The following is a 19,990-nucleotide window of genomic DNA, read 5'->3' as shown; positions in this document are numbered from 1 at the left end:
GGGCCGACGGCGTGGGATGCTGTGCCCGACCACCGCGAACGAGAGGGTCTCGTCATGGACGAACTCACCGCCATCGGAGCCGAGAACGGCGCCCTGATCGTCGTCTCGGCCGACGGCGCACGCTACCGCGTGCCCATCACCGAGGCGCTGCACACCGCCCTCCGGCAGAACCGGCCGGCGGCCGCCGCCGCGCACCGAGTCTCGCCGCGCGAGGTGCAGACCCTCATCCGCTCGGGTCTGACGGCGGCCGAGGTCGTCGAGCGCACCGGGGAGCCCCTGGAGTACATCCAGCGATTCGAGGGCCCCGTGCTCGCCGAGCGCGAGTACGTCGTCACCGCGGCCCGGAGCGTTCCCGTCGCCGTCGCCGCCGACACGGAGTCCGGCGTCGGCGCCCACACCTTCGGCGCGATCATCGACTCGCGCCTCGACGACGTCTCCGCGACGGCCGTGCGCTGGGCGAGCCGCAAGCTCGAGCAGCACTGGCTCGTAACCGTCTCGTTCCTGGAGGGCGAGACGGAGCGCGAGGCCCGGTGGACCTTCGAGCCGAAGAAGTCGGCGCTCGTCCCCTCCAATCACGAGGCCCAGTCGCTGTCGCAGCAGAGCGAGACGCCCACCACGCTCATCCCCCGCCTGCGCGCCGTATCGGCGAGCGACGCCGACGACCGCACGCGGTTCGACAGCGGCGCCTTCCTGCTCTCGGACGACCTGGGCGAGGCGCCCGTGGCCGTCGCCCCCGCTTCCGCCCCCTCCTCGCCGGCCGCACCGATCTCAATCGCGCCCGCGCGCCCCGGCGTGCGCACGGCCCCCGATGAGGAGACGACTGCGGACGTGTCCAACACCGCCGACCTGCTGGAGGCGCTGCGTCGCCGTCGCGGCGAGCGCGAGGCCGCCCCGCAGGACGACCGCGAGGCGTCGCGGGCGGCGCACCCGTCGACCGGGAGCATCCGCATCATCGACATCCCGCTCGACGTGCCCGCCGACTCCGCGGCCGAGCCCGAGGAGGAGGATCTGCCCGCCCCGCGGTCGATCAGCCCCTTCGACTCGGGCGAGGCGACGGCCAAGACCGCGAACCGTCGCGGCCGTGCCGCGATGCCGAGCTGGGACGAGATCGTGTTCGGCGCCCGGCCCGACGAGGACCCGGCCTGAGCCGACGCGGTACCGGTCTCAGCCCGGACGCCTCATCCCGGTGAGGTCGCCCTCGCGGCGAGGGGCGGCGCATCAGGGGGCGTAGACGCCCCAGCGCGCCAGCGGGATGCGCGTCTCCTCCGCGGAGAGCGAGCCGTGCTGGCCCACCATCGCGAGCGAGCGCGGTGTCGCCGTGCGCTCGTCGTAGTACGCGACGGCCGACCGCGCGGCGATGAGCAGGTCGCCGATGCGGGGCAGCACCTCGGCGCTCACTGCACCGAACCATCCCGCATCGATCGCCTCCTGACGGGTCACCACCCAGGAGCGGGAGCCCTCCGCCGCCTCCCAGCGGGCGCGCGCGGCCTCGAGGTCGGCATCGCCCTCCAGCGCGAGCTGCAGGCACCGCGGCTCCCCCGCGACGTGACGCACGCCCTCCCACACCGGGTCGTCGGCGGCGATCACGAGCCGTCGGTGCTCGGGGACGTCGATCATGCCGTGGTCGGCGGTGAGCAGCACGCCGGCGTCGTGCGGCAGTCGGCGCTCGAGGGGCGCGAGCGCGGCATCCAGCTCCTCCAGGCGGTGGAGCCACTGCTCCGAGGCGGCGCCGTGCGCGTGCCCCGCGGAGTCGAGCTCGGGGATGTAGACGTAGACGAGCCGGCGGCCCGGCGCGGCGAGCTCGCCGACCGCCGCGTCGATGCGATCGGCGATGGTCGCGGCCGGGACGAACCGGGCCCCGCGCAGCACCGCCTCGGTGAAGCCGGTCGAGCGGTAGCGCTCCGGCGCGATGACGGCCGCCTCGACGCCCTCCGCGGTCGCGGTCTCGAAGAGCGTGGGGTGCGGCTGCCAATCGCGCGGCTGCATGCGCTCGTCCCAGTCGGAGAGCACGGTGACGACGCGGTCGTGCCGGGCATCCACCGCGCTGTACCCGGTGAGGCCGTGCTCGCCCGGCAGCAGGCCCGTCGTGAGACTGGCGAGCGCGGAGGCCGTGGTGGAGGGGAACCCCGAATGGATGCTCCCGCCCTTCTTCGGCACGGCCGCGAGGATGCGCCGCGCATGCCCCGCGCGCGCCGCGAGCGGCGCCGAGCCGAGACCGTCGACGAGCACCACGGCCGCGCTCCGCGCCCGCGGCAGCCGGAGCAGCGGATCCCCGCCCGACAGCGAGGCCGACGCGCCCGCGAGCACGTGCCGCAGTGACGGGGTCTGCGCCTGCCTCGCCGGTAGCATGGGGGCCATCCTATGACTCCCCCTCCTGCGCCCCGATCGTCCCCTGCCGGTACCGACGAGCCCCTCGGCGAACGCATCGACGACGTCGATCTCACCGATGAGATGCAGGGCTCGTTCCTCGAGTACGCGTACTCGGTCATCTACTCCCGCGCTCTGCCCGATGCGCGCGACGGCCTCAAGCCCGTGCAGCGCCGCATCCTCTACATGATGAGCGAGATGGGGCTGCGCCCCGACCGCGGCCACGTGAAGTCGGCGCGCGTCGTCGGCGAGGTCATGGGCAAGCTGCACCCGCACGGCGACACCGCCATCTACGACGCCCTCGTGCGCCTGGCGCAGGACTTCACGCTGCGCGTGCCCCTCGTCGACGGGCACGGCAACTTCGGCTCGCTCGACGACGGCCCCGCCGCGGCCCGCTACACCGAGGCGCGCATGGCCGCCCCCGCGATGGCGATGGTCGACGACCTCGGCGAGGACGTCGTCGATTTCGTGCCCAACTACGACAACCAGCTGCTGCAGCCGGAGGTGCTGCCCGCCGCGTTCCCCGCCCTGCTGGTCAACGGCGCCAGCGGCATCGCCGTCGGCATGGCGACGAACATGGCTCCGCACAACCTCATCGAGGTCGTGGGCGCCGCGCGGCACCTGCTCGACAACCCGGGTGCAACGCTCGAGGAGCTCATGGCCTACGTGCCGGGCCCCGACCTGCCCACCGGCGGCACGATCATCGGCCTCGACGGCATCAAGGACGCCTACGCGACCGGTCGCGGCTCGTTCAAGACCCGCGCGAAGCTCTCCATCGAGCCGATCACCGCGCGCAAGACCGGCATCGTCGTCACCGAGCTCCCCTACCTCGTCGGGCCCGAGAAGGTGATCGAGAAGATCAAGGACGGCGTGCAGTCGAAGAAGCTCGCCGGCATCAGCGACGTCACCGACCTCACCGACCGCACGCACGGTCTGCGCCTGGTCATCGGCATCAAAACGGGCTTCAGCCCGGATGCCGTGCTCGAGCAGCTCTACCGGTACACGCCCCTCGAGGACGGCTTCTCGATCAACGCCGTGGCCCTCGTCGACGGTCGACCGCAGACGCTCGGCCTGCGGGATCTGCTCCAGGTCTACGTCGACCACCGCATCCGCGTCGTCACGCGCCGCAGCCGCTACCGCCTCGATCGTCGACGCGAGCGGCTGCACCTCGTGGAGGGCCTGCTCGTCGCCATCCTCGACATCGACGAGGTCATCCAGGTCATCCGGGCCTCCGACGACGCCGACCAGGCCCGCCAGAAGCTCATGAGCGTCTTCGACCTCTCGACCCTGCAGAGCGACTACATCCTCGAGCTGCGACTGCGCCGGCTCACCCGCTTCAGCCGCATCGAGCTCGAGGCCGAGCGCGACCAGCTGCGCGCCGAGATCGCCGAGCTCGAGACGCTCCTCGCCGACCCGCAGCGCGTGCGCACCGTCGTCGGCGACGAGCTCGAGGCGACGGCCGAGCGCTTCGGAACCCCGCGCCGCACGCTGCTGACCGAGGCGAGCGCCTCGATCGCCGCACCGCGCTCCCGGGGCGCGGCACCGGTTCTCGAGATCGCCGACTCCCCCTGCCGGGTTCTGCTCTCGACGACCGGTCGCGCCGTGCGCGTCGATCTCAGCGAGGATGCCCCTCTCACGCCCCCCGCGCGCCGCAGCAAGCACGACGCCATCCTGTGCGCGGTCGACACCACGGCCCGCGGCGATCTCGTGGCGATCACCTCGCGCGGGCGCTTCGTGCGCTTCACCCCCGTGGGGCTGCCGGGCGTGCCGGCGAACTCGATGCAGCTCGCCGCCGGCACGCGCCTGCGCGACTACATCGGGCTCACCGACGCCGCCGAGACGATCGTGGCGATCGTCGACCCGGCCGATCCCGCCCCGCTCGCCCTCGGCACGCGCGACGGCATCGTCAAGCGCGTCACCCCCGCGGCGTACCCGCCGAAGCCCGAGGGCGAGGTCATCGGCCTCAAGGCCGGCGACGAGGTGGTCGGCGCGGCTCCCGCCCCCGATGACCGCGAGCTCGTATTCGTCACCTCCGAGGCGCAGCTCCTGCACTTCGCCGCCGATCAGGTGCGACCGCAGGGGATGCCGGCGGGCGGCATGGCCGGCATCAAGCTCGGCACCGGGGCCCGCGTGGTGCACTTCTCGGTCGTCGACCCGAGCTCGGCGACCGTCGTCACGGTGTCGGGATCGACCCAGACCATCGCGGGCACCGACCCCGGTCGCGCCAAGGTCAGCGACTTCTCCGAGTTCCCCGGCAAGGGGCGGGCGACGGGCGGCGTGCGCTGCCACGCGTTCCTCAAGGGCGAGGACGTGCTGCAGCTCGCCTGGGTCGGCGCCTCCCCGCTCGCGGTCGGGCCCGACGGCGCGGCGCGCACGCTGCCCGAGGGCGGCGCGCGCCGCGACGGCTCGGGCACGCCGCTCGAGGCCGTCATCGGCTCGATCGGCATGCCGATCGCCTGAGCCGTCCCGGCGGTCAGCCCCGGCGACCCGCCGAGTACTCCTGCCAGAGGTCGAGGAGCATCTCGGTGAAGGCCGGGTGGTCCTGCACGCGGTGCCCGGCACCGGGCAGCTCTCGATGCGTCGCGCCCGCGCGGGCGAGCGCGGCCGCGGCTTCGTCGTACTCGCGGTTCCACCCGCCCGTGAGCACGAGCGTGGGCACCTCACGAACGGCATCCGCGCTCAGGGGGGCCTCCCACGGTGCCGCGGTGAGCCGTGAGATCTCCGCGCTGCGCAGCTCCTCCTCCGTCTGCGGCGCAACCGGATCCGTCTGGCCGAATGCGCGCAGCAGGGCGACGACGAACTCCGAGGGCCCCAGTTCGCCTCGTCGCTCGAGCACGGGTGCGACCGCGGCGACGTGCGCCTCGACGCCGGGCTCCCCACGGGCGAGCGAGAACGCGGGAGGCTCGATGAGGCACATCGTGCGGATCCGATCGGGATGCTGCGCCGCCGCCAGCAGCGCGGCGAGTCCCCCGTACGAGAACGCGACGAGATGCGCCCCCGATCCGACCGCGGCGAGCACGGCGTCGCGCTCCATGCCCCAGTCGGTCGCGCGCGGAGCCTCCGCTCCGCCGTAGCCGGGGCGCGTGAGGTACATCGATCCGCGCAACCGTGCGTCGTCGCGCTGCCGCGGCCACGCGGCGGCCCCGGCCAGGCCCGTGCCGTGGACGAAGACCGCGCGCGGGGCATCCATTCGGGGCCTAGACGTCGATTCGGTCGCGGTCGAGGCCCTGCCCGGCGATGATGAAGTCCTTGCGGGGGGCGACCTCGTTGCCCATGAGCAGCTCGAAGACCTTCGACGACATCTCCGCATCGCTGACGCGCACGCGACGGAGGGTGCGGTGCTGGCGGCTCATCGTCGTGTCGGCCAGCTGGTCGGCATCCATCTCGCCGAGGCCCTTGTAGCGCTGGATCGGATCCTGGTACCGCTTGCCCGCCTTCTTCAGCGCTGCGAGCACGCCCTGCAGCTCCTTCTCGCTGTAGGTGTAGATCGTCTCGTTGGGCTTCGAGCCGGGGTTCATGACGACGACGCGATGCAGCGGGGGCACCGCGGCGAACACGCGTCCCTCGTCGATCATGGGCCGCATGTAGCGGAAGAAGAGGGTCAGCAGGAGCGTGCGGATGTGGGCGCCGTCGACGTCGGCGTCGGCCATGATGATGACCTTGCCGTAGCGCGCCTGCGCGAGATCGAAGGTGCGGCCGGAGCCGGCGCCGATCACCTGGATGATCGAGGCGCACTCGGCGTTCGAGAGCATGTCGCTCACCGAGGCCTTCTGCACGTTGAGGATCTTGCCGCGGATCGGCAGCAGCGCCTGGTACTCGCTGTCGCGCCCGAGCTTCGCCGTGCCGAGCGCGCTGTCGCCCTCCACGATGAACAGCTCGCTGTTCTCGACGTCGTTGGAGCGGCAGTCGACGAGCTTGGCGGGCAGGGAGGAGCTCTCGAGCGCGTTCTTGCGCCGCTGGGTCTCCTTGTGGGCGCGCGCCGAGATGCGGCTCTTCATCTCGGAGACGACCTTGTCGAGCAGCAGGGAGGTCTGCGCCTTGTCGTCGCGCTTGGGAGAGGCGAACCGCTCCTTCAGCGCGCTCGAGAGCACCGAGGCGACGATCGAGCGCGCTCCGGGCGTTCCGAGGATCTCCTTCGTCTGGCCCTCGAACTGTGGCTCGGGGATGCGCACCGTGAGCACGGCCGTGAGGCCGGCCAGCACGTCGTCCTTCTCGAGCTTGTCCGAGCCGATCTTGAGCCGTCGGGAGTTCTTCTCGACCTCCGCACGCAGGAAGCGCAGCAGTCCTTGCTCGAACCCCGCCTGGTGGGTGCCGCCCTTCGGGGTCGCGATGATGTTGACGTAGCTCTTCACGACCGTCTCGTAGCCCGTCCCCCAGCGCAGAGCGATGTCGACGACGCACTCGCGCTCGAGCTCCGTGGGCACCATGTGCCCGTTGGCCTGCAGCACCGGCACGGTCTCGGTGAAGGTGCCCGTGCCCTGGATGCGCCAGGTGTCGGTGATGGGGGCGTCGGCCGCGAGGAACTCCGCGTACTCGCTGATGCCGCCCGCGTACTGGAAGGTCTCGGTGCTGGGCGCATCCGGACCGCGCTCGTCGGCGATGGAGATCGAGAGACCCGGCACGAGGAAGGCGGTCTGCCGGGCGCGCCCGACGAGGTCCTCGGTCTGGAAGGCGGCGCCGCGCGTGAAGATCTGCGGATCGGCCCAGTAGCGGATGCGCGTGCCGGTCGTCGCCTTCGACACCTTGCCCGTCTCCCGCAGGACGCTGTTGGAGACGAAGGGCGTGAAGGGTGCGTCGGGGCGGGGGCCGTCGGGCCCGTCGTCGAAGATCCCCGGCTCGCCGCGGTGGAAGGACATCGCCCAGGTTCGCCCATTGCGGTCGACCTCGACGTCGAGGCGCTCCGAGAGCGCGTTGACGACCGAGGCGCCGACGCCGTGCAGACCGCCGGACGCGGCGTACGAGCCGGAACCGAACTTGCCGCCGGCGTGCAGCTTGGTGAAGACGACCTCGACGCCCGAGAGCCCGGTCTTCGGCTCGATGTCGACCGGGATGCCGCGGGCGCGGTCGCGCACCTCGACGCTCCCGTCGGCGTGCAGCACGACGTCGATGCTCGACCCGTGCCCGCCCAGCGCCTCGTCGACCGAGTTGTCGATGATCTCCCACAGGCAGTGCATGAGGCCCCGCGAGTCGGTGGACCCGATGTACATGCCGGGTCGCTTGCGCACCGCCTCCAAGCCCTCGAGGACCGAGAGGTGATGGGCGTTGTAGTCGGACTGGGCCACGGAGAACCGCCTTGGTGCGTCGGTGATGAACGGATGCAGCGGCCCTCGCCGGGGCCCCCGACAGCCTATTCGGGCGCACCCTGCGCGGCCCTCTCCCACGCGGGTGGGGGCCCCGCCGGGCGCACGGCTTCCGCGGTCAGCGAAATCACCGTGCGATTGGCACCGATCGCTCGGTCGGGTGTGTTCGAATACAGGTCAGCAGGATTTGCTGACGATCAAGGAAGCGAGGGAAAACCCATGACGCAACTCACCAGCGAGAGCCCCGAGATCGTCACCGCCCAGCCGCTCACCGTGGCCGACCGTTGCGACAGCTGCGGAGCCCAGGCGTACGTGCGCGTCACCCTCGCCACCGGCGAGCTCCTGTTCTGCGCGCACCACGGGACGAAGTTCCGCGAGAAGCTCTCCGGTCAGGCTCTGGCCTGGCACGACGAGTCGAGCAGGCTCCACGACTGAGGCAGCACGATCCACCCCGAGAACCCGGCCATCGCGCCGGGTTCTCGGCGTTAACGCTCCGGGCTCGCGACGGGTGCGGTGCCGCGGTGGAGACGAGGGATGCGCGGCGACACGCGCAGCAGGATCTCCTCGCCGATGGTGCCGATCGCCTCGGCGAGGGTCGTGGCGGAGCGCTCGCCGAGCATCCCGGAACCGAACACCGCGATGACGTCGCCGACCGCGGCCCCCGGCCACCCGAGGACCGCGAGGGAGTCGGCGTCGACGCGGAGGAGCTCGCGCGGCCCTGCGGGCGTGCCGACGGCGACGCGCCCGGCGAGCGTCGAGGGCACGCCGTCGAGCGAGCCGAGCGCGACCGTCACCGTCTCGTCGTGCACCGCGATCACCGTGCCCTGCAGCGTGGCGACGGGTCGCAGACCCAGCGAGCCCGCGCCGGGCCCCTCGGCGGAGCGAACGCCGTAGCAGAAGGCGCCGATGCGCACCGCGTCGTAGCGGAACTCCGGGCGGGCGAACGCCGCGGCGCTGGCGGCGAGGTGGCGCAGCTCCAGCCGCATGCCGGCCGCCTCGAGCTGCTCGACGGCGGCGTCGAAGAGCGCTCGAGCGGCGTCGTCCTCGGCGTCGCTGGCCTCGGCGATGTGGCTCCACACCCCCACCACGCGCAGGAAGCCGCTCTGCTCGAGCACGCGCGCACGGTGCACCGTCTCGGCCCAGTCCTCGGGACGGAACCCGTTGCGGTGCAGACCCGTGTCGATCTTGAGGTGGATGCGCGCGACCGCCCCCGCCGCCCGGGCCTCCGCGGCGACGGTCTCGAGAAGAGCGGCGTCGCCGACGCCGAGATCGATGGACGCTCGGACGGCGCGGTCGACTCCGTCGGACGCTCCTGCGGGCCAGGCGAGAACGCGCGCGGTCCGCCCGGCGAGTTCGCGCACCTCGAGAGCGGTGCCGAGGTCGGAGACGCCGAACCAGGTGATGCCCTCGGCGACCGCCGTGGCGACGATCGGCGCGAGACCCTGGCCGTACGCATCGTCCTTCACGACGAGGATCAGCTCCGCGGGGGCCACTCGGGCGCGCACCGCCCGGAGGTTGTCGATCAGCGCGGCGTGATCGATCACGAGAGCGGGCGACGGCTGGTCCGCCCCGCCGCCGAGCAGCTCGGTCATCCGTCGTCCTCCATCGCGCATCGCAGGGCGACCGCCGTGAGCAGCTCGGCGGCCGAGAGTCCCGTGATGCGGGCCCAGTCGACGAGGGTCGGCTCCTCGCGCCGCGCATCGCCCAGCAGCACCACCGGCGCGCCCGGCTCGACGTCGGCGTCACCGACATCGACCACCATGACGTCCATCGCGATGCGCCCCACGATCGGATGGCGACGCCCGCCGATCGCGACCTCGGCGGCATTGCCGAGCGCGCGCACGATGCCGTGGCTGTAGCCGCCCGGCACGAGCGCGACGCGCGTGTCGTTCAGCGCGCGATGGATGAGGCCGTACGAGACGCCCTCCCCCGCCCGCAGGATCTTCGTCGTCGCGACAGCCGATACGAGCGTGCTCACGGGCGCCCCGCCCGCCCCGGGGAGGCCGAGCAGGAGGTCGAGGTCGAGGGTCGCGGGCGGCTCGGCCGGCTCCAGACCGAGGGCGTGCGCCGCCTCGAGGTCGCGGGGGTCGAGCACGGCGCGCCGCAGGCCGGCCTCGGCCAACACCCGGCCGACGCGCGCGAGGCCGTGGCCACGGGCATCCCGTCGCAGATCGGCCGTCGCGCCCGGATCGCGCCCGACGAGCACCGCCGCGTTCGCCCGCAGCGCAGCCGGCGAGACGCGCAGCACCGGTGCCGCGAGCAGACCGGGCGCCTGCCCCACCGGCCGTGCGCTCATCGCGTCCCGACGTCGCGGAACGCCCGATCGTGGAGCGGGCGCGTACCGTGCCGGATGCCGGTGGCGCTCACGCGGGTCTCGTAGAGGCCCGGGGTCCAGTTGCCCTCGAGGAGCACGGGACCGTCGGGACCGATCGCGACGTCCCAGCCCACGTAGGGCACGGCGGGGATGCGGCGCGCGGCCTCGTCGAGCATGGCGAGCGCCTCGTCCCACAACGGGAGTTGGAAGTCGACGATCGACTCCCCCGAATCGGGGTGCGTCTCGTACCGGCTGACGTGGCGGCCGGTGTGGCCGGGACCGACCGCGCGGCCGTTCTCATCGAGCATCGTGAAGAAGCCGCCCCAGGTGAATTGGTCGCTCACGGCGCCGCGCCCGAACTTCTGCGCGATCACGAGCGGGCGCACCGTCTCGCCGTCGAAGTAGGTGGTGATGCGCGTGGTGTTCACGGTACCCGCGCAGTACTTCGCGAGGTAGGGATGCTGCACGATGGGCTGCTCGATGAGCACCTGGCCCTTGCTCACGAGGTCGGCGTGGAACGCCGTCCACTCGGAGACCTCGGCCGTGTCGTAGCGGAAGACGCCCTTGCCCTCCCGGCTCACCGGCACCTTGGCGATGATCACGGGATGGCGCTCGGCGAAGGAGCGCAGCCCGTCGACGCCCGCGGTGCTCAGATCGATCCACTCGCGGTGCAGGAACTCGGCGAAGGCGGTGTTGAACGCGATCTTGTTCTCGAAGGTCTTCGCGGCCTCGCGGTCGTTGAGCGCCTCGGCCAGATGATGCTGCAGCAGCGAGGTCATGAAGGTCGCCCGCTCGGCCCGCGTCAGAAGAGCGAAATCGGCCTCGTAGTAGTCGAGGTAGGCCGTGTCGCGGAAGGCCGCGGAGTAGAGCATGTCGATGAGCACCGGCACGGGGTGCTTGCCCTGCTCCTTCGAGATCTGGGTGGCGAAGCCCCAGACGCGCCCGAGGCGGAAGGATCGGGCCCGCTTCGCGAGGTAGCGCGCTCGCGCGCGCAGAGAGACTGCCATGACTGATCGTGCGCCTTTCCCACGGGTCGTCGGCCGGGCGAGCGAGCGCGCTCCGGGGCCGACGGCGAGTGGCCAGACTATCGCGGCGCCGGCCCGGAGGCCGGGCGCGGCGGAGCGTGTAGCGTGATCGGATGCGTCAATCCGGTCTCCGTCTCCGCTATCTGGCCGAGCGCGCCGTGCGTCTCAACCCCACCAATCTGATGGAGTGCGCGCGGCAGGCGAAGCGCATCTCGCGCGCCCCCCTGCCGGTCATCGTCGCCGACATGCTGTGGTGCTCGGTGCGCTACGAGATGGCCTTCCGCGACTACGCGGTGTGGGACATCCGCTCGCTGTCGGCGAAGGAGCGCGCGACGTGGATGACCCATCCGAAGGCCTTCCGCCTCAACACGACCCTCAACGGCCCCGACTCGCGCGCGATCCTCGGTGACAAGCCGCGGTTCTACCGCGACTTCGCCGACATGATCCGTCGGGAGTGGCTGGACGTCGCCGACGCCGACGCGGCCGAGGTCGCGGCCTTCCTCGCGCGGCATCCCCGCGTGCTGGCCAAGCCCCCTCACGGGGAGGGCGGCGCCGGCATCAGCATCTACACGACCGATGAGATCGCCGACGTCGCCTCATGGCGGCAGTCGATCATCGATCGGGGGCAGAGCCTCATCGAGGAGGTCATCCCGCAGCACCCCGCGATGGCCGCTCTCTACCCGGGCAGCGTCAACACCGTGCGGATGATCACCTACCGCAAGCCCGACGGCGAGCTCGTCGTCATCGCCGCCGTACTGCGGATCGGCAACGGCGGTGTCATCGACAACTTCGCCGGGGGCGGCATGTTCACGATGCTCGACGAGCACGGCGTGGCCCGCTGGCCCGGGGTCGACAAGCAGTCGAACATCTACGCCACCCATCCGGTGACCGGGGTGGCCATCCCCGGCTTCGCCGTGCCGGAGTACCACGCGGTGCTCGCCATGATCGACGAGGCCTCGCGCCGGCTCCCGACCGTGCCCTACGTCGGATGGGACATCGCGATCACCCCTGACGGACCCGCGCTCATCGAGGCGAACCACAACTCGAGCGTGTTCCAGATGAAGCCCTCGGCCTCGGGCATCCGCACCGGACTGCTCGATCGCTATCGCGACGCCGTCGGGCCGGGCGTGCTCGACCGGCGCCGCTGAGACGCGAGCGGTCAGCGACCGAAGCGGCTGCGCAGCAGTCCGATGCCGAGTCGCAGCTCGGGCACGCGGAGCACCGCGAGGACGGCGACGTAGACGAGGACGGCCACCAGGCCGATGACGAGCGTTCCCAGCGCCCCGAAGAGCTTGTCGGCGAGCATCCACCCGTTCGCACCCCCGCTGAGAAGGTAGACGCCGTAGCCCGCCGCGCCGGCCGGGAGTGCGGCGACCGCGAAGCGGCCCAGCGCCCCGAGCGCCCGCCCGAGACCGAAGGGGCCGATGCGGCGTCGCAGCAGCCAGGAGGCGAGCGCCAGCTGGGCGATGCCCGCGATCGTCTGGCCCGCGGCGACCGCGGCGGTGAGCGTCGCATCGCTGGCGAGGGCGACCGCGACGAAGGTCAGCACCACCACGAGGGAGCCCTGGACGAGCGTGAACCAGAACGGGGTGCGGGTGTCGCCGTACGCGTAGAAGGTGCGCTGCACGACGAAGAGCACGGCCATGGGGGTGAGCGCGAACAGGAAGGCGATGAGCACCGGCGCGGAGGCGAGGGCGTCCGCGGTGTTGTTCGTGAAGATGCGCGCCGCCGGGGCCGCCGCCGCGATCACGGCCGCGGCCGCCACGACGATGAAGAGCCCCAGCACACGGATCGCGCGATCGACGTCGGCGCGCAGCTCCTCGTGCCGCTCCGCGGTGGCGTGCTCGCTGATGCGCGTGAAGTACGGGGTTCCGATCGAGAGCACGATGAGCGAGTACGGGAGCATGTACACCAGCCAGGCGTTCTGCCAGACGAACACGGAGGCGTCGTCCCCGGAGACCTCCGAGATCTGCTGCTGCTGCACGATGCCCGCCGAGAGGCCGATGAGCATGGTCGCGAACGTCCAGCCGGCCCGGAGACCCAGCCCGCGCAGCCCCATGCCTCGCCACTGGAAGTCGAATCGCAGCGGCACCCCCGTGCGGCGCCAGAAGGCCAGCAGCAGCAGGGTCTGCGCGATGATGCCGAGCGTGGCCGTGCCGGCGAGGGCGGCGATGCCCGCGGGCCCCCACTGGTCCAGATCGGTGCGATCGGCTCCGAAGATCGCGATCACGACCGCGAACCCGGCGATCGAGACGACGTTGTTGACGATCGGCGCCCAGGCGTACGGGGCGAAGATGCCGCGCGCGTTGAGCGTCTCGCCCATGAGGGCGAACATGCCGTAGAAGAACAACTGAGGCAGGCACCAGTAGGCGAAGGCCGTCGCGAGCGCCTGCTGCTCGGGGCTGAACTTCGCCGCGAAGAGGACCACGAGCGCGGGGGCGAGGAGGGTGGCGACCACGGTGATCGCGAGCAGCAGCACGACCCCCATCGTCAGCAGCTTCGGCAGCACGGCGCGCCCGCCGTCCGGCTGCGCGCTCACCGCCACGACGTGGGGCACGATCACGCCGGTGAGCAGGCCCGTGGAGATGACCATGAGCAGCGCGTTGGGGAGCTGGTTCGCCGTCGCGAAGGCGTCGCTCGCCTGCCCGATCGCACCGATCGCCGCGACGAGCACGACGGTGCGCAGCAGACCGCTGGCGCGCGAGGCCAGGGTGCCGACGGCGATGACCGCGCTGGAGCGCGCGAGGCTCATGCGGGGCGGACGATGCCGAGCGGCGTGCTCTCGTGGCCCTGACCGAGCGGGTTGTCCTTGAGGATGCGCACCAGCTGGCGCTCGCGCTCGGCGGAGACCGTCGAGCCGAGGATGTTGCCGCCGAGGTCGTTGATGTCGACCACCGCCACGTCGACCGCCACCGGCAGCGCCCTCTGCAGCTCGGCGGCGACGCCGCGCGGGTTCTCGGGCACGAGCACGACCTGCTGGTTGTAGGGCGGGATGGTGTGCGCGGTCGGACCGTCGATGCCGCGGGCCTTGGGCCCGGCGACGCGGTAGAAGTCGCCCGTGCGGCCGAACAGCTTCGTGACGGCGGAGACGCCGGCGGCGAAGAGGATGCGGGGGGTGCCGCACTCGCGGAGCGCCATCTCCATCGTCTCCGGGATGCCCAGGCCGATGCCGAACGAGGTCTTCGTCACGTACTTCGACAGGAAGGTCGCGAGCCGGCGCGGCTCGATGTCCTCCATCGGGAAGGAGCGGCCCTGCGAGATCGCGACGATCTTCTCCGTCACGAAGAGCAGGTCGCCCTCCTGCAGCTGCCCCGCCGTGTACCGGGTGACGACCTCGACGATGTCGTCGTCGGCCGTCACCACGTGGGTGCGGAGCGGGATGCGCGAGAAGCGCCGGCCGTCGATCTCGACCGCGAGGGTCTTGCCCTCGTTGGGGGTCGCGGCACTGGGGGTGGCGGTCATGCGGGTCTCCTGTCGCTGGATGCGGTGCGGCGGGCTACTCGAGGTAGTCGCGCAACGCCTGCGACCGCGAGGGGTGCCGCAGCTTCGCCATCGTCTTGGACTCGATCTGGCGGATCCGCTCGCGGGTCACCCCGAAGGTATCGCCGATCTGGTCCAAGGTCTTCGGCATGCCGTCGCCGAGTCCGAATCGCATGCGGATAACCCCCGCCTCGCGCTCCGAGAGCGAGTCGAGGAGGCTCTCGAGCTGCTTCTGCAGCATCGTGAAGCCGACGGCGTCGGCGGGCACGACGGCCTCGGTGTCCTCGATGAGGTCGCCGAACTCGCTGTCGCCGTCCTCGCCGAGCGGCGTGTGCAGCGAGATGGGCTCGCGGCCGTACTTCTGCACCTCGATGACCTTCTCGGGGGTCATGTCGAGCTCGCGGCTCAGCTCCTCGGGCGTGGGCTCGCGACCGAGATCCTGCAGCATCTGCCGCTGGACGCGGGCGAGCTTGTTGATGACCTCGACCATGTGCACCGGGATGCGGATCGTACGCGCCTGGTCGGCCATCGCGCGCGTGATCGCCTGGCGGATCCACCACGTGGCGTACGTGGAGAACTTGAAGCCCTTGGTGTAGTCGAACTTCTCGACCGCACGGATGAGGCCGAGGTTGCCCTCCTGGATGAGGTCGAGGAACTGCATGCCGCGACCGGTGTAGCGCTTCGCGAGCGAGACGACGAGGCGGAGGTTGGCGCCGAGCAGGTGGTTCTTGGCGCGCTGGCCGTCCTTGGCCACCCAGGAGAGCTCGCGGCCGAGCTGCGTCCGCTTCTCCTTGTCGGTCATCGACCCGAGCTTCTCCTCGGCGAAGAGGCCGGCCTCGATGCGCATGGCGAGCTCGACCTCCTCCGCGGCGTTGAGGAGGGGCACCTTGCCGATCTGCTTCAGGTAGTCCTTGACCGGGTCGGCGGTGGCGCCGGTGATGGTCTGCGAGTAGACCGGCACCTCGTCGTCGTCGGAGTTGTTGAGCACGATGGCGCCCGTGGGCAGCGGGCCGGCGGCGGCGGCATCCTTCTCATCGTCGTCGTCCTCGTCGGCGTCGTCGGTCTCGGCGCCCTCCTCGGCGGTCGCCACGGCGGCCTCGAGCACGACCGGCTCGGCGTCGTCCTCGTCGGCGTCGCCCTCGGCCGCGTCGGCGGGGCTCGCGGCCTTCTTCGTCGCGGTCTTCTTGACGGGGGACTTCGCGGCCGGAGCCTTGGCGGGCGCGGCCTTGGCCGCTGCTGCCGGCTTCTTCGCCGGCGCTCTCTTGGCGGGGGCGGCCTTGGCCGCGGGGGCGGCGCTCGTGGGCGCCTCGGTCTCGGTCGACGCGGGGGCGTCGGTGGTGGTTCGGGTGGCCATGGAACCCTCTTTCGCGATCATCCGGAGTCGGAGCCTCCGGGCGGTGCATCTCCGGCGGCGCGGCCTCCGGGCAGAACAACGACCCATGTCAAGTCGCTGTGCTCGCGCGCTCTGGATGAGAGCGGTGCGGGCGGGGCGTCCGACCGGGTCGTGAACCTCAATTATCGCACAGGTTTGCGAGAGCGGCGTGCACGGCGGCGGCGCACGATCGCCACCCAGAGCGGGGCGACCGCGATGCCCTCCTCCTCCTGCAGACGCCGCCGCGTCCGGCGCCGGGCGATGAGGAGCGGGATGAGCGCGGCGGCGATGACGGGGAACTGCAGCGCGAAGGCCGGCCGCCAGTTCTCCCACGCGTACAGCGCCGCGGGCTCGGCTCCGGGGCTCAGGGCGTCGAGGACGAGACCGATGCCCAGGAGCAGCACCACCGAGATCGAGAAGCCGCCGACGTTGACGAACCCCGAGGCGGCCCCCTGGCTCGGCCCCGGGTTGAAGGTGCGGGCGAAGTCGAACCCGATGAGCGACCCGGGGCCGCCCACCGCGATCACCACGAGGAGCACCACGATCGCCGCGAGCGGCGGGCGGTCGGGCCAGAGGAGCACGACCGCCCATGCCGCGCCCATGACGGCGACGATGCCGAGCACGATGCTGGAGCGCCGGTAGGGGAACCGCGCCGACAGGAGCCCGATCACCGGGCCGATGAGCGCTCCGGCCACCACCACGATGCTCAGCAGCGCCGACGCGAGTGCCGGCCCGTACCCGAGCCCGACCGAGAGCGCCGGGAAGCCCCAGAGCATGACGAGCACGGTGCCGGGCGAGCCGGTCACGGCGTGAGCCCAGAAGGCGAGGCGCGTGCCCGGCCGGCGGAGGGCATCCCGCAATTGCCGCAGCGCGATGCGCAGCGTCGCCGCGCGTCCGCGCTCCGCACCGGGAGGGGCGTCGCGGACCGCGAGCAGGACGGCCGCGGCGACCACCACCGAGATCGAGGCCAGGCCGAGGAAGGCCGGCTGCCACCCCGCGGTCGCGAGGACGGCGCCCAGCGGGACGGCGGAGAGCAGCTGCCCGCTCTGCCCGAGGGTGCCCACCCACTGCGAGAGCACCGGGAGGCGGCGGGGCGAGAACCAGTGCCCGAGAAGACGGAGCACCGAGATGAAGGTCATGGCATCGCCCGCGCCGACGAGGATGCGGCCGAGCACGGCGATGCCGATGTCGGGGGCGACGGCGAGCACGATCTGCCCCGACGCCATGACGATCGCCCCGATGCCGATCAGCGCGCGCGGCCCGAAGCGATCGACGAGCACGCCCACGGGGATCTGCAGCAGGGCGTAGACGAGCAGCTGCAGCACCGCGAGCGAGGAGAGCGCGGTCGCGTCGACCGAGAACCTGTCGGTGGCGACGACCCCCGCGACGCTGAGCGAGGTGCGCTGCAGGATCGCCGTGATGTAGGCAGCGCCGGCGATGACGAGCACGACGACGGCCCGGCGCGAATCCACGCGATCAGCCTAGGGCGCGCCGGCGGAGGAGCCGGCCGGGCTCAGAGCTCGCGGTCGTCGTCGGTCGCGCGGCGAACCGCGAGGAAGTTCTCGAGCTCGGCGGCGATCGAGTCGGCGCTGGGCAGCTCGCCGTCCTCATCGGTGAGCGGCGAGCGAAGCGGGTTGTCCTCCATGTAGGAGTCGTGCCGCTCCTCGAGCGTGCCGACGAGGCGGGCGAGCTCGGTGTTGCCCTCGACCTGGTCGTCGATCTTCGCGAGGAACTCCCTGCCCTCCTCGCGCAGACGGTCGGTCGGGAACAGCAGACCGGTCGCGGCCGTCAGGCTCTCGAGCGCGGTCACCGCGGCGGAGGGGAACTCGGTGTCGGCGAGGTAGTGCGGCACGAGCAGCACGAAGCCGGTGACGGGATGCCCGCTGCCGTGCAGCCGGTGCTCGAGCAGGTGCATCGCGTTGCCGGGGGCCTGCGTGCGCGGGCGCCAGATCGAGAGCGCCTCGATGAGGTCCTCGCGGCTGCCGCTCACGGTCACCCCGATCGGCCGCGTGTGCGGCACCGGCATCGGGATGGCGTGGATCCACGTCGTCGCCGAGACCTCGAAGCGATCGATGAGCGACCGCACGGCGGCGACGAAGGCCTCCCAGTGGAAGTCGGGCTCGTAGCCGGTGAGCAGCAGGAACGGCGCCCCGAGCTCGTCCTCGGCCAGGCGCAGGGCCAGTGACGGCATGCGGAACTCGGTGATGCGGGTCTCGTCGAAGACGATCACGGGCCGACGAGCGCGCCAGTCCAGCAGCTCGTCGTTGTCGAAGACGGCGAGATCGCGGTGCTCGAGCTCGTCGAGGAGGTAGGCGGACACCTGGGAGACGGCGCCCCCCGCGTCGGAGAACCCGGTCAGGCCCGCGACGAGCGGCAGCCCGCGCGGGACCTCGTCATCGCCGGGCAGAAGGCGGTAGAGGCTCTCGGGATCGCGCATGCCTCAATGCTAGATCGGCCCCGGGGGCGCACCCGTGCTCCGAGCACCTGCCGACAGCGAACAGGCGATCCGGGATGCCCGGCGCGCGCTCCGCGACCCCCCGAGCCCCCGTCCTACGATGGAGCCCATGACCTGCCCCTCCCTCGCCGTCACGTCCGCTCCCGCCGCCGATCTCGAGGCCGATCTGCTCGTCGTCGGCGTGCTCTCGACGCCCGAGGGCCCGGCCCTCGCCGGAGCGGACGACGCGCGTCTCGCGCCCCTCGCCGCCGCGCTGCTCGCCCTGGGCCTCACCGGCGCCGCCGACGAGACCGCCCGGCACCCCGCGCCCGAGGGCGTCGCCGCCGGCGCCGTCCTGCTGGTCGGGCTCGGATCGGCCCCGACCGCCGACACCCTGCGCAGCGCCGCCGGTTCGGCGTCGCGCGCCGCGGCCGGTGCCGAACGGCTCTCGGTCGCGCTCCCGACGTCGGAGGCCGCCGAGGTGCAGGCCGTGCTCGAGGGCGCGGCGCTGGGCGGGTACCGCTACACGACCTACCGCTCGGGCGAGCAGAAGCCCGTCATCGCGAGCATCCTGCTCAGCACGACCGTCGACGGGGCCGCGGAGGCGGCGACCACCGCCGAGGCCGTCGCGGAGGCCGTCATCGCGGTGCGCGATCTCGTGAACACGCCGCCGAACGACCTCTACCCGGTCAGCTTCGCGGCGCACGCGCACGAGCTCGCAGACGGCCTCCCGGTGGAGATCCAGGAGTGGGACGTGCCGGCGCTCCAGGAGGGCGGATTCGGCGGGATCCTCGGCGTCGGTCAGGGATCCTCGCGCCCGCCCCGGCTGGTCGCGGTGCGCTACTCCCCCGAGGGCGCCGAGCGCCACCTCGCCCTCGTCGGCAAGGGCATCACCTTCGACTCCGGCGGGCTGTCGCTCAAGCCGCCGGCAGCGATGGTCGGCATGAAGTACGACATGACGGGCGCGGCCACCGTGCTCGGCGTGACGCTCGCCATCGCCCGGCTCGGCCTTCCCATCCGCGTGACCGCCTGGCTCTGCCTCGCCGAGAACCTGCCGTCGTCGACGGCCATGCGCCCCAACGACGTGCTGACGATCCGGGGCGGCACGACCGTCGAGGTGCTCAACACCGACGCCGAGGGCCGCCTGGTGCTCGCCGACGGCCTGGTGATCGCGAGCGAGGAGCACCCCGACGCGATCGTCGACGTCGCCACGCTCACCGGTGCGGCCCGGGTCGCGCTGGGCGATCGCTACGCGGGCCTCATGGGCGACGACGCCCTCGTGCGCCGCGTGCAGGACGCCGCGGCGGCCACCGGGGAGCTGGTCTGGCCGATGCCGCTGCCCGCCGACCTTCGCTCGATCATCTCCAGCGAGATCGCCGACATCGCGAACGCCAAGCCGGGCAACACCGCCGCGGGGATGCTCATCGCGGGCGTCTTCCTGCAGGAGTTCGTCGGACGCACAGGGGACGCTCAGGATGCGCCGCGCATCCCGTGGGCCCACCTCGACATCGCCGGTCCCGCCAACAACGGCACGGCCGCGTACGGGCACACCCCCAAGGGCCCCTCGGGCGTCACCGTGCGACTGCTGGTCGAGCTCGCGCGCGGACTCGCCGACGCGGGCCTGCAGCGGTAGTAGGCTCGCTTGTTGGCGCGCGGAACCGCGTGCCGCTCTCCAGGCCGACGTGCCACCCATGGGTC

General features: G+C 72.3%; 16 protein-coding genes. 5 read left to right on the top strand and 11 right to left on the bottom strand.

The annotated features are described in order from the left end of the window. Positions 1 to 54 precede the first annotated feature (54 nt). Positions 55 to 1,146 (top strand): septation protein SepH, encoded by a 1,092-nt coding sequence (gene sepH, locus OVN18_RS11440; RefSeq protein ID WP_267780907.1) that lies wholly within the window; start codon positions 55 to 57, stop codon positions 1,144 to 1,146. Between the two features lie 72 nt (positions 1,147 to 1,218). On the opposite strand, the gene OVN18_RS11435 is transcribed toward sepH, so the two are convergent. Next, the gene (locus OVN18_RS11435; protein ID WP_267780906.1) at positions 1,219 to 2,349 is read right to left on the bottom strand and encodes an alkaline phosphatase family protein; all 1,131 of its coding nucleotides are present in this window, start codon (positions 2,347 to 2,349) and stop codon (positions 1,219 to 1,221) included. Positions 2,350 to 2,361: 12 nt separating this feature from the next. Here OVN18_RS11435 and OVN18_RS11430 point away from each other — a divergent pair, with 12 nt between their 5' ends. Continuing rightward, the gene (locus tag OVN18_RS11430) at positions 2,362 to 4,827 is read left to right on the top strand and encodes a DNA gyrase/topoisomerase IV subunit A (RefSeq protein ID WP_267780904.1); all 2,466 of its coding nucleotides are present in this window, start codon (positions 2,362 to 2,364) and stop codon (positions 4,825 to 4,827) included. Positions 4,828 to 4,840: 13 nt separating this feature from the next. Here OVN18_RS11430 and OVN18_RS11425 read toward each other — a convergent pair whose 3' ends face one another. Both OVN18_RS11425 and OVN18_RS11420 read right to left on the bottom strand, forming a co-directional pair. Next, entirely contained in the window at positions 4,841 to 5,557 is a 717-nt protein-coding gene (locus tag OVN18_RS11425; protein WP_267780903.1) for an alpha/beta fold hydrolase, read from the bottom strand. Positions 5,558 to 5,564: 7 nt separating this feature from the next. Next, entirely contained in the window at positions 5,565 to 7,649 is a 2,085-nt protein-coding gene (locus OVN18_RS11420; protein ID WP_267780902.1) for a DNA gyrase/topoisomerase IV subunit B, read from the bottom strand. Between the two features lie 237 nt (positions 7,650 to 7,886). Here OVN18_RS11420 and OVN18_RS11415 point away from each other — a divergent pair, with 237 nt between their 5' ends. Then, positions 7,887 to 8,102, top strand: coding sequence for a DUF7455 domain-containing protein (locus tag OVN18_RS11415; protein WP_168915683.1), 216 nt, complete (start codon positions 7,887 to 7,889; stop codon positions 8,100 to 8,102). Between the two features lie 50 nt (positions 8,103 to 8,152). Here the strand turns inward: OVN18_RS11415 and OVN18_RS11410 are convergent, their stop codons facing one another. From OVN18_RS11410 to OVN18_RS11400, 3 genes are read right to left on the bottom strand one after another with little or no spacing between them, the layout of a single operon-like run. Continuing rightward, on the bottom strand, positions 8,153 to 9,259 hold the full coding sequence (locus OVN18_RS11410; RefSeq protein ID WP_267780901.1) for an alanine racemase: 1,107 nt from the start codon (positions 9,257 to 9,259) through the stop codon (positions 8,153 to 8,155). Beyond that, entirely contained in the window at positions 9,256 to 9,963 is a 708-nt protein-coding gene (locus tag OVN18_RS11405; protein ID WP_267780900.1) for an alanine racemase C-terminal domain-containing protein, read from the bottom strand. The genes OVN18_RS11410 and OVN18_RS11405 overlap by 4 nt, the downstream gene beginning before the upstream one ends. Next, the gene (locus OVN18_RS11400) at positions 9,960 to 10,988 is read right to left on the bottom strand and encodes a sugar-transfer associated ATP-grasp domain-containing protein (protein WP_267780898.1); all 1,029 of its coding nucleotides are present in this window, start codon (positions 10,986 to 10,988) and stop codon (positions 9,960 to 9,962) included. The genes OVN18_RS11405 and OVN18_RS11400 overlap by 4 nt, the downstream gene beginning before the upstream one ends. Positions 10,989 to 11,119: 131 nt before the next feature. Here OVN18_RS11400 and OVN18_RS11395 point away from each other — a divergent pair, with 131 nt between their 5' ends. Beyond that, positions 11,120 to 12,154 carry a sugar-transfer associated ATP-grasp domain-containing protein gene (locus tag OVN18_RS11395; protein ID WP_267780896.1) on the top strand — a complete coding sequence of 345 codons (1,035 nt, stop codon included), beginning with the start codon at positions 11,120 to 11,122 and terminating at the stop codon, positions 12,152 to 12,154. A gap of 11 nt (positions 12,155 to 12,165) precedes the next feature. Here the strand turns inward: OVN18_RS11395 and murJ are convergent, their stop codons facing one another. The 5 genes from murJ to OVN18_RS11370 all read right to left on the bottom strand — a co-directional run bounded on the left by murJ (position 12,166) and on the right by OVN18_RS11370 (position 18,295). Beyond that, positions 12,166 to 13,758 (bottom strand): murein biosynthesis integral membrane protein MurJ, encoded by a 1,593-nt coding sequence (murJ, locus tag OVN18_RS11390; protein ID WP_267780894.1) that lies wholly within the window; start codon positions 13,756 to 13,758, stop codon positions 12,166 to 12,168. Beyond that, the gene (locus tag OVN18_RS11385; protein WP_267737141.1) at positions 13,755 to 14,468 is read right to left on the bottom strand and encodes a coenzyme F420-0:L-glutamate ligase; all 714 of its coding nucleotides are present in this window, start codon (positions 14,466 to 14,468) and stop codon (positions 13,755 to 13,757) included. The genes murJ and OVN18_RS11385 overlap by 4 nt, the downstream gene beginning before the upstream one ends. 34 nt (positions 14,469 to 14,502) lie before the next feature. Then, positions 14,503 to 15,840 carry an RNA polymerase sigma factor gene (locus tag OVN18_RS11380; RefSeq protein WP_267780893.1) on the bottom strand — a complete coding sequence of 446 codons (1,338 nt, stop codon included), beginning with the start codon at positions 15,838 to 15,840 and terminating at the stop codon, positions 14,503 to 14,505. A 161-nt stretch (positions 15,841 to 16,001) separates the two neighbouring features. Beyond that, complete coding sequence (locus OVN18_RS11375; RefSeq protein WP_267780891.1) at positions 16,002 to 17,330, bottom strand: MFS transporter; 1,329 nt, start codon at positions 17,328 to 17,330, stop codon at positions 16,002 to 16,004. Between the two features lie 41 nt (positions 17,331 to 17,371). After that, on the bottom strand, positions 17,372 to 18,295 hold the full coding sequence (locus OVN18_RS11370; protein ID WP_267780890.1) for a proteasome assembly chaperone family protein: 924 nt from the start codon (positions 18,293 to 18,295) through the stop codon (positions 17,372 to 17,374). 127 nt (positions 18,296 to 18,422) lie between these two features. On the opposite strand from OVN18_RS11370, the gene OVN18_RS11365 reads away from it, so the two are divergent. Beyond that, entirely contained in the window at positions 18,423 to 19,925 is a 1,503-nt protein-coding gene (locus OVN18_RS11365; RefSeq protein WP_267780889.1) for a leucyl aminopeptidase, read from the top strand. Positions 19,926 to 19,990: the final 65 nt, after the last annotated feature.

The organism is Microcella daejeonensis (assembly GCF_026625045.1).
Classification (GTDB): domain Bacteria; phylum Actinomycetota; class Actinomycetes; order Actinomycetales; family Microbacteriaceae; genus Microcella; species Microcella daejeonensis.
This window is presented reverse-complemented; position numbering and strand designations above follow the sequence as displayed.

Coding starts and splice junctions, on each gene's coding strand:
- sepH (WP_267780907.1), top strand. CDS start 55: ATGGACGAACTCACCGCCATCGGAGCCGAGAACGGCGCCCTGATCGTC.
- OVN18_RS11435 (WP_267780906.1), bottom strand. CDS start 2,349: ATGCTACCGGCGAGGCAGGCGCAGACCCCGTCACTGCGGCACGTGCTC.
- OVN18_RS11430 (WP_267780904.1), top strand. CDS start 2,362: ATGACTCCCCCTCCTGCGCCCCGATCGTCCCCTGCCGGTACCGACGAG.
- OVN18_RS11425 (WP_267780903.1), bottom strand. CDS start 5,557: ATGGATGCCCCGCGCGCGGTCTTCGTCCACGGCACGGGCCTGGCCGGG.
- OVN18_RS11415 (WP_168915683.1), top strand. CDS start 7,887: ATGACGCAACTCACCAGCGAGAGCCCCGAGATCGTCACCGCCCAGCCG.
- OVN18_RS11410 (WP_267780901.1), bottom strand. CDS start 9,259: ATGACCGAGCTGCTCGGCGGCGGGGCGGACCAGCCGTCGCCCGCTCTC.
- OVN18_RS11405 (WP_267780900.1), bottom strand. CDS start 9,963: ATGAGCGCACGGCCGGTGGGGCAGGCGCCCGGTCTGCTCGCGGCACCG.
- OVN18_RS11400 (WP_267780898.1), bottom strand. CDS start 10,988: ATGGCAGTCTCTCTGCGCGCGCGAGCGCGCTACCTCGCGAAGCGGGCC.
- OVN18_RS11395 (WP_267780896.1), top strand. CDS start 11,120: ATGCGTCAATCCGGTCTCCGTCTCCGCTATCTGGCCGAGCGCGCCGTG.
- murJ (WP_267780894.1), bottom strand. CDS start 13,758: ATGAGCCTCGCGCGCTCCAGCGCGGTCATCGCCGTCGGCACCCTGGCC.
- OVN18_RS11385 (WP_267737141.1), bottom strand. CDS start 14,468: ATGACCGCCACCCCCAGTGCCGCGACCCCCAACGAGGGCAAGACCCTC.
- OVN18_RS11380 (WP_267780893.1), bottom strand. CDS start 15,840: ATGGCCACCCGAACCACCACCGACGCCCCCGCGTCGACCGAGACCGAG.
- OVN18_RS11370 (WP_267780890.1), bottom strand. CDS start 18,295: ATGCGCGATCCCGAGAGCCTCTACCGCCTTCTGCCCGGCGATGACGAG.
- OVN18_RS11365 (WP_267780889.1), top strand. CDS start 18,423: ATGACCTGCCCCTCCCTCGCCGTCACGTCCGCTCCCGCCGCCGATCTC.